The following is a 12,432-nucleotide window of genomic DNA, read 5'->3' as shown; positions in this document are numbered from 1 at the left end:
GGCTGGAATTGGGTGGCGCCCATGGTCGGAGTCTGGTTCACGTTGCCGATCGAGTTCGCGTTCTACCTCGTGCTCCCCTTGATTGCGCCCCTGATCGACCGGCGTCGCTGGTACTGGTTGCTGGTCGGCGCGCTTGCGATAAGCATCGGCTATCGCTATTTCATGCATCTGGCTTTCATGGATGATCCGGTGTCCACCCAGGTGATTGCGCTTGAGCGAATGCCCGGTCGCATCGACCAGTTCGTAATCGGCATGCTCGCGGGAGCCGCTTTCATCGCGGCGAGATTGCGGGGTTGGCGGCCGCGCTGGCCCACCTTGTGGTTCGGCGCAGGCCTGGTCGGAGCTGTTGCTACCTGTGCCGCCTTGATCAGTGTGGCCGGGGAATACTGGGGCGGCCATCCACTGCTGTATGTATGGCACGCGCTGTTCTCGATTTGTCTCGTGCCGATCCTGCTGGCGTGCGCCTGGGGTGCGCCGGTGACGATGCGGCTTTTTGCAAACCGGCCGATGCGCTATCTAGGCGACATCAGCTTCGGCGTTTACCTGTGGCACATGCCGATTCTACTGGTCCTGCTTCCGCACCTGCCGGAAACCTGGTCTCCGGCCGAAAAGTTCTGGGCCTTGCTCGTATCGGTGTTTCCGCTCAGCGTTCTCGTTGCGCAGATCTCACACCGGTTCGTCGAGCAGCCGTTCCTGCGTCGCAAGCCCGCTCACGTGCAATAGTCCATTGCCGACGAATGCAAGCGGCTAGTGCGCGGCGTCCAGCACTTGCTGCGGATCAATACGAACGGCGAACCAGCTCATGCCCCAATGCAGGTGTGGGCCGGTGGCGCGACCGCTGGCACCCACCGCCGCGATGACCTGTCCCTGCTCGATGCGGTCGCCCACGGCGACATCGATACGTGAGAGATGCAGGAAGTTGCTGCTGATGCCGTGTCCGTGGTCGATCAGCAAGGTGCCGCCAGTCAGGTAAAGATCATTGTTGGCGAAGGTAACGATGCCGCTGGCTGGCGCCTTGACCGGCGTGCCACTTGGCGCAGCGATATCCATGCCGGAATGTGCAGATCCCGGCGTTCCGTTGTAGACCCGCTGGTTGCCGAAACGCCCACTGATGCGGCCTTCGACGGGTCGAATGAATGCTTCCGTGAAGTCGGTGCGTTCGTCGTCGCGGCTGCGTGCTTCTGCCACCAGAGCCTGCTCCCGCTGGATGCGTGCGGCGATCGCGGGTGGCGGCTTGACGGTTTTCGGCGGTACGCCATTGACGCGCTCGGTAGGCCAGTCATGTGCTTCCACGATGATCTCGGCGATGACCTTGCTGCCATCGGGACGCCGCACGTCCACTTCCAGCGGGCCGGTTTCGTCCCGGCCTATACCGAATACGATCGTTCCGTACGGGGTGACCCGCAGGTCCCGATTGGCGAAGCGCACCGAGCTTCCCGATGGCACCTTGCCGATCACCATCGCCCCCTGGGCCGCGCTGGATGGAAACACCACGCGCGGATCCGTTGAATCCGCCGACGCGGCGCCTGGCAAAAAGGCAATCGCGAATGCCGCAGCAAGCAAACGTGCTATCACCGATCAAACTCGAGGCGTTCGCCGCGTACGCTGTCGTCAAGCTCGCCGTTGTTCCAGGCCAGCACGCCATTGATGAAAGTGGCTGCGATACTGGACTTGAAAGTCTCACCCTCGAACGGCGACCAGGCGCAACGGGAAAGGACTTCAGCTTGCGTAACCGTGTGCGGGCGTTCCGGGTCGACGATGACCAGGTCAGCCTGATATCCCTCGCGCAGGAAGCCTCGGTTGCGCACATTGAACAGCTTGGCCGGGGCATGGCTGATGGCTTCGACGACGCGTTCGAGGGTCAGTTCGCCGGCAAACACCCGTTCCAGTGCAGCCTGAACCGCGAACTGTACGAGCGGCAAGCCGGATGGTGCCCGCGTGTACGGCTGTGCCTTCTCCTCGGCAAGGTGGGGGGCGTGATCGGTGGCCAGAACATCGATCCGGTACTCGGCCAGGGCGCGCGTGATGGCGGCGCGATCTTCGGCTGTCTTGATCGCGGGATTGCACTTGATGCGATGGCCCAGGCGCGCGTAGTCGACATCGCTGAAATGCAGGAAATGCACGCAGGTTTCGGCCGTGATGCGCTTGCCCTCGATGGGTCCTGGAGTGAACAGCGCCAGTTCGTCGGCGGTCGAGATGTGCAGCACGTGCAGACGAGTTCCGTGCTTGCGGGCAAGGCTGATGGCCAGTTCGGTGGACTTGATGCAAGCCTCCCGCGATCGGATCAGCGGGTGCTGTGCGGCAGGGATGTCATCGCCCCAGCGCGCGCGTGCGCGCTCTTCGTTGGCCGTGATCATCGGTGTGTCTTCGCAGTGGGTGATGATCGGAGTTGGCGCGTCGCGGAAAATCGCATCCAGGGTCTGCGGATTGTCCACCAGCATGTTGCCGGTTGATGCACCCATGAATACCTTGATTCCCGGAGCCGCTTTTGGATCCAGCTTGCGGATGTCTTCGAGATTGTCGTTGGTCGCGCCCATGTAGAACGCGTAGTTGGCTCGCGAAGACGCCCGGCCGCGCTCGTATTTGGCTTCCAGCGCTTCGCGATTTACGGCCGGTGGCTTGGTGTTGGGCATTTCCATGAAGCTGGTGATCCCGCCGGCTACGCAGGCTCGCGATTCTGTCTCGATACAGGCCTTTTGTTCGAGCCCCGGCTCGCGGAAGTGGACTTGGTCATCGATCATGCCAGGCAGCAACCATCGCCCCGCCGCGTCGAACACGCGCTCGTTGGCCTGGGCGGCGATTTGCGAGTCGATGCGCTCGATGCGTCCATCGCGAATACGCAGGTCGCCATTGATTCGACGGCCCTCATTGACGAGAAGTGCGTTGGTAATCAGCCAGTCATTCATGGTCGTGTCCAGGTTCCTGTTTCACGCGAAGAAAGGGACGCCAGCTGAAATCCATGGGGACAGGATCATTGCCGCCGGCGCACAGGGGCTGGCAGCGCAACAGGCGATTCATGGTCAGCCAACTGCCTTTGAGACTACCGAATCGCGCCACAGCGACACGTGAATACTCGGAGCAACTGGGATGAAATCGGCAGCGTGAGCCCAGCAGCGGACTCACGAAGCGCTTGTAGAATGCCAACAGTAGGAGAATAAGCCGGGACACAATGATGATAGGGTTGAGCGCGCTCATGAACGAGCCGCAGCAGCTGCATGTCACTTGCAGACAGCGGTTGCCGGGGGCGGGCACTTAGGCTATAACACGCCGCCGCCGAGTCACAAGGTAAGGACGGAAATGGCGAAACCCAATCAGAAAACCAAAGCTGGCACCAAGTCTGCCAAGGCTGCCGTGCGGGCAAAACCCGCCGCAAAAGCCAAAGTGACGCCCGCTGCAAAGGCTGCCAAAGCCAAGCCCAAGGCCGCCGTCAAGGCGAAACCCGTGGCTGTGGCCAAGTCCAAACCCAAGGCCGCCGCCAAGCCCAAGGCGGTAGCGAAGGGCGCCGTAGCCAGCAAGAAGGTTGCGAAAGCCAGCAAGAAGCCGGCAGTCGTGACGAAGTCCAAGGCGCCCGCAAGAGTGACCCAACCGCCAGCAAAGGCAGCCAAGCCTTCGAAACCGACAGGCAAGAAAGTGGTGGCGGCCAAGAAACCAGCGACGAAACCATCCATGCCAGCGAAAAAGCTTGCCCCGGCCAAGACCGGCAAGGCGAGCAAGCCTGCTCCCCATTCTACGAAGAAACCAAATTCATCCGTGATTGAAACAACGACCGCAACACCAGAAAAATCCAAGGCTCCATCGGGACCCAAGGCGCGAGCCGTGCCCTCAACCAAGGAAAAAGGCGTCACCATGATGGATGGCCGCTACTCGCTGCCAACCAATGCCGTGATCGACCTGCCGGACGGGTACCGTCCATCCGGGAAAGAGGAATACATGAATCCTCGCCACCTCGAGTATTTCCGCCGCAAGCTGCAAAGCTGGCGTGAAGATCTCGTGGAAGAATCCAAGCAGACCATCGAAAACCTGCGCGATGAAGTGCGCGATGTCGGCGACGAGGCCGAGCGCGCAACCCGCGAAACCGAGAATTCGCTGGAATTGCGCACACGTGACCGCTACCGCAAGTTGATCTCCAAGATCGACAAGGCGCTCAAGCGCATCGAGGAAGGCCGCTACGGTTTCTGCGAGGAAACCGATGAAGACATCGGCCTTGAGCGACTCGACGCCCGCCCCATCGCCACGCTTTGCCTGGATGCCCAGGAGCGCTGGGAGCACCGTCAGAAGCAGATGGGCGACTGAAAAGCCCGGAGTGGGGAGTAGGGAATTGGGAATCGGAAAAGCTGGTTTTCGAGCAATAGTGGGCTTGCGATGATTCTGCTGGTTCTCGCGCGAATTCATTTCCCTGCTCTTCAGCAGCCTGAGGGCTGGTCCTTCCTGCGCTCAACAGTCGAACGGTGTACCGCGCCGTTCGACCTGCTTTCCCACTCCCGATTCCCGATTCCCGGTTCCCGTGCATAAGCGCTACTTCGGTACCGACGGTATTCGCGGTCATGTCGGGAAATGGCCGATCACGGCGGAGTTCATGCTCAAGCTGGGCCGGGCCATGGGCGTGGTGCTGGCTCGGGAGGAAAGCCAGCCCATCGTGCTGATCGGCAAGGACACTCGCATCTCCGGCTACATGTTCGAGTCAGCACTTGAAGCCGGCTTGCTGGCTGCCGGAGCTGAAGTGCGTCTGCTGGGACCGATGCCCACGCCTGGTGTTGCCTACCTGACCCGGTCGATGCGGGCCGATGCCGGCATCGTCATCAGTGCTTCGCACAATCCCCATCAGGACAACGGCATCAAGTTCTTCTCAGCTATCGGCGAGAAGCTTGATGATGCCGTTGAGCTGGCCATCGAGGCCGAGCTCGACGCACCATTCTCGACCGTCGAATCCGAGGCAATCGGCAAGGCCATGCGCATCGAGGACGCATCAGCGCGCTACCTCGAATTCTGCAAGTCCACGGTCTCCCGCTCATTCAATCTTCATGGCGTGCATGTCGTAGTCGATTGCGCACACGGCGCGACCTACCAGATTGCGCCGAACATGTTCAGCGAACTCGGCGCAAAGGTCACCGCCATCGGCAATCGTCCCGATGGACTCAACATCAATCGTGATTGCGGATCGACCAGCCCCGCGACCTTGAGTCGTACGGTCATCGAAACCGGCGCCGATCTGGGCATTGCATTCGATGGCGATGGCGACCGCCTGCAAATGGTGGATTCCAGTGGGCAGATCATTGATGGCGACGAGCTGCTCTACATCCTCGCGCTGGACTGGCACGCACAAGGCCGATTGCGCGGGCCGCTGGTCGGTACCCTGATGAGCAATTTCGGACTCGAGCAGGCGATGGCGGCATTGGGCGTGCCATTCATGCGTACCAAGGTCGGCGATCGCTACGTGATGCAGGCTCTTCGTGAGCACGACGGTGTGCTTGGCGGAGAAACCTCGGGTCACATTCTTTGCCTGGATCGTGTTTCCACCGGAGACGCCATCGTCAGTGCCCTGCAGGTACTCGAGGCATTGGCCCGCGGTGGGCGCAGCCTGGCCGAGTGCGCAACCGGCATGCGCAAGGTGCCGCAGACCACCATCAACATCCAGGCAACCGGCGCAGCCAGGATCGTCGAAGATGCCGAAGTGCAGCAGGTGCTCGCGCATGTACAGTCGCGACTTGCTGGCCAGGGCCGGGTCGTATTGCGTCCCTCCGGAACGGAGCCACTGATCCGCGTCACCGTCGAGGCGCGCGAGCAGGACATGGTCACCGAACTGGTTGGCGAGCTCGCCGATGCCGTCCGAGCTGCCCAGGGGCGCGTTTCCTGAGTGCATGTGAAAGAATCCGGTTTTCCTGCCGGATGAGTGCGCACTTGCCCGGACCCGACTGAACTCGACGAGCCCCGTTTTTTGCAGAACGAGTGCTGGTCGAACCTGGACCTGACCATGAAGCACGTACCTACACTCGATATTCGTCGCTACGAGACCGATCAGGCTGCCTTTGTCGACGAGCTCGGCGCGGCCTATCGGGAATTCGGATTCTGCTGCATCAGTGGGCACGGTATACCCGCTTCCGACATCGACGCCGCCTATGAAGTGTTTCGCGATTTCTTCGCCTTGCCCGAACCAGTCAAGCAGAAATATCACCAGCCCGGAACGGGCGGTGCGCGTGGCTATACGCCCTTCGGTATCGAAACGGCGAAGGATTCGAAATATCCCGATCTGAAGGAGTTCTGGCACATAGGACGGGAGATACCGCGCGATTCGAGATATGCCGAAGTGATGCCTGCGAATGTCTGGCCAGTCGAGGTCGATGGGTTTCGCGAGCATGGCTATGGCCTGTACGCGGCCCTTGATGATCTGGGAACGCGGGTCCTGCGTGCGCTCGCACTGCACATCGACCTGCCCGAGAACTTCTTCGAGGACAAGACCAACTTCGGCAACTCGATCCTGCGCCCGATCCACTATCCGCCGATCACTGCGACTGACATCCCGAACGTTCGCGCGGGGGCCCATGAAGACATCAACTTCATCACCCTGCTGGTTGGCGCAAGCGCAGCCGGTCTCGAAGTATTGACGCGCGAAGGCAATTGGTTGCCGATCACCACCGAGGGCGATGCAATCGTCGTCAATATCGGTGACATGCTTCAACGCCTGACCAACCATGTCTACCCATCGACCACGCATCGTGTAGTCAATCCCCCGGGTGATGGCGCTCGCAAGCCACGATACTCGGTGCCGTTTTTCCTGCATCCGAATCCCGATGTCGTGCTTGACGTGCTGCCATCCTGTGTCAGTGAAGAAAATCCGAGCCGCTATCCGACTTCGATCACTTCACATGAATATCTGCTTCAGCGTCTGCGCGAAATCAAGCTGATCTGATGCTGCCCGAGCCGGGAATGATCTCGTCGCGCATGCGTCTGTTCCTCGGAGCTGTGCTGGCGATCGCTGGCCTTCTGGCAATGCGCAGCGCGCTGGGTGGTGCCTTCATATTCGATGACTATTCGCTGCTCGCCTTGCCGAGATTCTTCGACAATCCGCTGCTGCCGTTCTGGCACGAACACGTCGAGGGAGGCTTGCACTACCGGCCGCTCGGCCTGACGTTCTGGTGGTTCAGTCAGCACCTGTTTGGCGCCAATCCGTTGCCGCACTATCTGCTCAATGCCGGCTTGCTCGCGGCATCGGTCATTGCCCTGTGGCGTCTGCTGACACGCATCAGCGGATCGGAAATGCTCGCGTTCGTCATTGCCCTCGGATTTGCCGTGCATCCGGTTGCAATTGGCACCGCCGCGTGGCTTTCCAACCGATTCGAACTGCTGGCGGCAATCTTCGGCCTGCTGGCGCTTGGTCAGGCCTGGCAATTTCGCCTGACCCGCAATCGATCGTCACTTGTAGCCAGCCTCTCCCTGTTCGCGATTGCTTTGTGCGCCAAGGAGAATGCAGTGGCCCTGATTTCCGCGGCTTTCATCTTCTGGTGGTGGCCGGTTTCCTCGCCAATCGCCTGGTTCAGGCGCGATCAGTGGGCGTGCCTCTGGCTGGTCGCGCTGATCGTCCTGTGGCTGCTGGTGCGCGAGGTGGTGCTCGATTCCAGGGGTGCCGAGATTCTTTTCAACTACAAGTCGGCCGCTGCGTTGTTCAAGGATGGAATGACGGCCTGGACTATCAAGTTGGCGAGCTACGCAAGCCTGGTCCCCCGATTGGGTTGGACCACGGGCGTGATGTTCCTGCTCGGCGTGGTCGGCGTTCTTGGGCTGATCGTGCAGTCACTGCGTTCGTGCTGGAGTACGCATCGCGTCGCGGCCCTGCTTGCAGGCCTGTCGGTGATCGCGGTTGCTGCCATCGTGCAGTGGCCGCGCACCGGCCTGGTACTGATGAACCTGAATTTCGGCGCAGATGCCTTCATGGACGTCCTCGCTGCGCGCTACTACTTCATGGCTGCGGTTGGCTTCGCCATCGTTCTCGCCGTATTGCTCGTCCGTCCCGCATTGGCCGGCAGCAGGCGTCGATCAGCCTGGCTGCCGGCGCTGGTCGCGTTGCTGGTCTGCATCCCGCTGTTCTCCGTGTCACAACATATCGTGCGCAGCTATCGAGGCCAGACCATTGCCCAGAACGAGATGGCGAACGCGGCAGTCGACGCGATTGCGAAACTGGATCTCCCGGTTGCCAACTGTCAGATCCATTTGCTCGGAACGCAGAATCTCCAGTTCGGATTTTATGCTGATCCGGCGGTCAAGGCGCTGAGTGCGGATCTTTCGCGCGTGGCGAACTGCTACGTGCAGACCGAGAATGCACCGTGGTACTACCTGGTCAACGCATCCGAAGTCGCTCGTTCAAAACAGCCCCCATTCACACCAGCGCGGCTTGGGGAAGATGCGATACTGCCAATCCTGCTCGGCCGAGGCGCCCTGGTCTTCGTCAACCTGCCGCCCGATGCCAGGCCCGATCTCGGGCCTGGCAGTTTCTTCCTGGAGTGGAAAGACAACGCATTCGTCGACATCGGCGATGCCGTGCGATCCGGTCAGCGCAAAGTGGAATTTGCCTGCTTCCGCCCGGCCAGCCAGTGCCCGTGAGCCTTGAGTCCTCACATCCCGCGTAGTTGCTAGGGCAACGCTGATCAAGTGGCACAATCGTCATTGCCACCTGTTTCAATTGAAAAACAATCGGTCAGGCGACGCCCGTCTGCGCGCAGCTCCTTGTTGCGCTGCCTTGAAGGGCGGCCATTCCATCTGCGCCAGCACGCCGCGGTCTGCACGGAGGCAGGTGTCGTGACGATTGTGCCACTTGCTGGGCGTTGCTCTGGATGCAATATGAATCTAAAGCAAGTACTGCCGGTCTGCGACGAATTCCATTCCGGAAACGTCTATAGCCATGACATTCAGCGCGGATGCTTTCTGCCGCTGCCGCAAGCCAGGGATATGGAGGGGATCATGCTTTTTTCGGGTAAATGCGCGGGTTTCTTTTCGATGTGCTTCGTTTGGCTGACTTCGACTGCATTAGGGCAGGCACCGGTCTGGCGGCAGGACTGGACAGTCTTGGCGCCACCGACTTTGGCCCCATTGCCTTTTTATTCGCCACGGCCTGAGTCAGCCCCGTTTTCAATTCGGTTCGATGAAAACGGCGATCTGCTCATGTCAACGTTGTCCTTTTCCTGCTGCAGTAGCGATGTGTTCCGCGTCGATACGAACGGCCAATACCGTTGGGTTGCCAACCTCGGGCTCGATGCAACCGGTGAAATGCCACTGGCGTACCCGGCAAACGATGAAGGTGCCCTTGTGGCCAGCTACTTCAGCAATGCGCTGGTTCGAATCGATCCTGCCGGTGATGTCAGTTGGACACTCGGAATTCCCGCGCAGTGGATTGCGGGTCTTCCAGGGACTGATGTAGCCGTTGGCAGTTGCAAGCAATTGACCGCGCTGGATGGGGATAGCGGACACGTGCATTGGCAGATTCGTCCAGCCGGCGCAACGCCACGCTGCAAGATGACTGCTCTGCTCGCAGACGAACACGGCAACCTGTTTGCCACTCAACTCAACGATTCGCTTTCCGACACAGGCGGATCTCGTCTCCTGAAAATTGGTGCCGATGGACAACAGCTGTGGCTGCACGAAGTTGATGGCGAAGGCGCCCGTTTGTTCGGCATTGATTCTGGCCGAGCGTACCTGGCTACGCCGACTCGCCTGATCGCGGTAGACGTGACAAGTGGCCTCCAGATCTGGCAATCCACAGTACTGCCAACCCAGACTCTTTTCGTTCCGGGCAGCCCGGCCATGCTTGTTGCTGTCGCTGCTGATGCTGTTTCCGGGATCGCGACTGATGACGGCATTGTGCAGTGGACGCAGCCAATCGCTGTTAGTGGCGTCGCCGAAGCCATAGGCAATGCCGTTTTGGTCAACACTTCATCAGGCCTGGTCAAACTCGATGCTGTCAATGGCACCATAGCATGGACAACGCCATTGCCATCCAGTGATTCGTTCGGTCACGTGATCGCCGAGTGGCTCGCGTTCGGAGGACTCATGGATGGCCAATTTCTCGCCATTGGCCGCGCGGACGCGCTGATGGCGCAGCCGCCGCCGGTTGTTCGGAAAATCGACTTTCTGAGTGGGCATCTAGTTGCCGACTTGCCCTTGCCCGCAATTGTGCAAGGCACATTCCCGGCCAGTCATTTCGCCGCAGGACAGGTGACCACGCTTGGCGTGGAACCCGATGCAGCATTCGCACGCTATAGGTTGCGCAGCATCGATGCAGCCAGTGGTGCTGATCTTTGGAGTCGCCTCGAGCTGCCGTTCGATTCGAGTCTGGTCAATAGCAGCTATGGGCCAAACTTCCAGATCGCTGTTGACAACGAAATGATCGCTGCAAGTATTGGCGAGGGTGGCCTTCCGAGGTCAGATGTTGCAGTTTTGGCCTGGCAACTCGATGACGGCGATCGACTATGGCAAACCGGCCTGCGGCCACCCGGTGACGGTTGGTTCGACAGTCGGACATCGGCTCCGCTCATCGATAGTGAATCCGATGTGCTGCTTTCGTTGGCAACCCGGGTTGAATGCCTTCCGCCGGATTACTGCGGCAGGACAGCCTTGTACAAACTAGATGGCGGCGATGGTTCAATCAATTGGCAGTATGTGCAGGACTATGCGTGGCAAGGGGGCATAGATCCGATTCTGTTTATTCCGATATTCGTCGAAACCTCTGGTGACGTGATCGCGGTGGGGCGCGGGAATACTCTGGTGCGACTGGATGGTGCCGACGGTTCGGTTGAATGGACTGCCGACACAACGGCAATCGGACGGATTTCTTCGCTTCAGGTTGCCGCTGACGGAAATCCCATCGCCACAGGATTTGACCGATGGGGCAAGTTCGACGCCGCAACCGGATCATTGCTGTGGTCAGGGGTGGCACCAATCCGTACCTGTGCGCCCGACTATTGCACGGATTTTGGCACGACCCTTCTACTTGCCGGCGGGTATCTTTTGCAAACGGGCTACAAGCGAGTGAATTCGGCCCAGGTCACGCCGATGGTTGCCTTGATGCATGCTGACGGAACGGGTTCAAGTGAGGTCTGGTTCCCCGATGAGGGATCGACATTCTCGTCTCAGATTGTTGGCGTTGACACCGACACCGGGCAGGAAATCTGGATGGAATTTCGCGAACGAGAGTTGGAGAGCCCATTCAATCTCTATTTCCTGACGAAATTCGATTTGGACACGGGATCGTTTCAGGGGCGGCAGGCCCTCGGGATTACCAGCTACAACCCTCTGACAGATTCGCAGGTGTCCTACCAGTATTTTGGTGCGCCGGTCGCGGATCGCCTGCTTGCCCTCAATTACACGAGGCAGACCCCGATGCCAGCTACCAGAGGCCTTGCGCTGATCGATACAACCGTCACGGCGCATGGAAATCTTTCGATTGCGGCGATCTTGCCTGACGGCCCCGTGGCATCCGGCCATGTTGTTCCATTCAGTGTGAATGTGGACTACAGCGGCGAGGCCCTGGCTGATAGTGTTCAAGTGGCCCTCAGCCTTCCGTGGAGCGGTGAGATTTCCGGCTTGAGCTGCCAGGCAGAAGAACCCGGAAGCTGCGAGTTCAACAACAGCAACGGTGACATCCGGGCAACATTTCCAATTTCTCCCAACGGCATGGTCAGCATTCAGGGTGAAGTGCAGGTGCTTGATGGCGATGACCCGGCCCCCGCGATGATTGCAGTGGTTCAGGGTCCGACGGCATTGCTGGAATCCGACAGCGCGGACAATGTTGCTGTGGTCAGAGTCGAGCAAAGCCTCTTCGATGACGGGTTTGACATATCTGCTTCCCGCTGACCCCGGATCGAGGATAATGTTGAGCAATGCTGATCGCCGGGGCCAACGCGGAATCCAGCGTGACCCTGTCTGAATTGGAGCTTCAATGGAGTGTTCTCCGATGCGCCTGATATTCGCCGCTTTCCTTGCGTGTGCGGCCGCCTTTTCGACCAACGCACAAGCCAAGCTTGAAAGCGGCGATGCGCCGCCCGATTCCCTGGGCCTGGACAAGGACAAGCGCGAGATCAAGGTCAGCGACTATCGAGGCAAGGTCGTCGTGGTGACGTTCTGGGCGAGCTGGTGCGGCTATTGCCTGAAGGAATTGCCGGTACTCGAAAACGTCCAGCGCACGCTCGGCGCGGAGCAGATCGCAGTGGTTGCGATCAATACTGACAAGGACTACAGCAAGTACCGCGAGATGCGCCGGAGGATGAAGGACTTCGAGCTGATCATGACGGAGGACCGCGATGAGTTGGCGGTTGCCCGCCAATACGGCGTGAGCGGATTGCCGCACATGCTGATGATCGACAAGCAGGGCAAGGTGGCGTTCACCCATGTCGGCTATTCGGAGAAGATGCTTCCGCAGATTGTCGACGAGATCAATGAGCTGCT

The 12,432-nt window shown here is 59.8% G+C and carries 10 protein-coding genes; 7 read left to right on the top strand and 3 right to left on the bottom strand.

Features of this window, described 5'->3' with window-relative positions; translation table 11 throughout:
• Positions 1-723: acyltransferase family protein (locus tag WBP53_RS01125; RefSeq protein WP_423925086.1), on the top strand; the 723-nt coding region annotated here is incomplete at its 5' end.
• A gap of 24 nt (positions 724-747) precedes the next feature.
• On the opposite strand, the gene WBP53_RS01120 is transcribed toward WBP53_RS01125, so the two are convergent.
• Genes WBP53_RS01120 through yidD form a run of 3 tightly spaced genes read right to left on the bottom strand, consistent with a single transcriptional unit; the run spans position 748 to position 3,195 of the window.
• Positions 748-1,575 carry a M23 family metallopeptidase gene (locus WBP53_RS01120; RefSeq protein WP_423925084.1) on the bottom strand — a complete coding sequence of 276 codons (828 nt, stop codon included), beginning with the start codon at positions 1,573-1,575 and terminating at the stop codon, positions 748-750.
• Complete coding sequence (locus WBP53_RS01115; RefSeq protein ID WP_423925082.1) at positions 1,572-2,906, bottom strand: dihydroorotase; 1,335 nt, start codon at positions 2,904-2,906, stop codon at positions 1,572-1,574. The genes WBP53_RS01120 and WBP53_RS01115 overlap by 4 nt, the downstream gene beginning before the upstream one ends.
• Positions 2,899-3,195, bottom strand: a complete 297-nt coding sequence (gene yidD / locus WBP53_RS01110; RefSeq protein WP_423925080.1) for a membrane protein insertion efficiency factor YidD — start codon at positions 3,193-3,195, stop codon at positions 2,899-2,901. Before yidD ends, WBP53_RS01115 begins: the two co-directional genes overlap by 8 nt.
• Before the next feature lie 102 nt (positions 3,196-3,297).
• Between yidD and dksA the strand changes: the two genes are divergently transcribed.
• The 6 genes from dksA to WBP53_RS01080 form a co-directional block, all read left to right on the top strand.
• Complete coding sequence (gene dksA / locus WBP53_RS01105) at positions 3,298-4,293, top strand: RNA polymerase-binding protein DksA (protein WP_423925078.1); 996 nt, start codon at positions 3,298-3,300, stop codon at positions 4,291-4,293.
• Between the two features lie 211 nt (positions 4,294-4,504).
• Positions 4,505-5,854, top strand: coding sequence for a phosphoglucosamine mutase (gene glmM / locus WBP53_RS01100; RefSeq protein WP_423925076.1), 1,350 nt, complete (start codon positions 4,505-4,507; stop codon positions 5,852-5,854).
• Positions 5,855-5,971: 117 nt separating this feature from the next.
• Positions 5,972-6,907 carry an isopenicillin N synthase family dioxygenase gene (locus WBP53_RS01095; RefSeq protein WP_423925074.1) on the top strand — a complete coding sequence of 312 codons (936 nt, stop codon included), beginning with the start codon at positions 5,972-5,974 and terminating at the stop codon, positions 6,905-6,907.
• Between the two features lie 17 nt (positions 6,908-6,924).
• Complete coding sequence (locus tag WBP53_RS01090) at positions 6,925-8,595, top strand: hypothetical protein (protein WP_423925072.1); 1,671 nt, start codon at positions 6,925-6,927, stop codon at positions 8,593-8,595.
• Between the two features lie 558 nt (positions 8,596-9,153).
• Positions 9,154-11,841: a PQQ-binding-like beta-propeller repeat protein gene (locus WBP53_RS01085; RefSeq protein ID WP_423925070.1), complete on the top strand. Its 2,688-nt coding sequence runs from the start codon at positions 9,154-9,156 to the stop codon at positions 11,839-11,841.
• 100 nt (positions 11,842-11,941) lie between these two features.
• On the top strand, positions 11,942-12,432 hold a 491-nt coding region (locus WBP53_RS01080), incomplete at its 3' end, for a TlpA family protein disulfide reductase (protein WP_423925068.1).

The organism is Dokdonella sp. (genome assembly GCF_049593775.1).
Classification (GTDB): domain Bacteria; phylum Pseudomonadota; class Gammaproteobacteria; order Xanthomonadales; family Rhodanobacteraceae; genus Dokdonella.
Note: the sequence above shows the minus strand (reverse complement) of the source record. Positions and strands in the feature narration are given on the sequence as shown.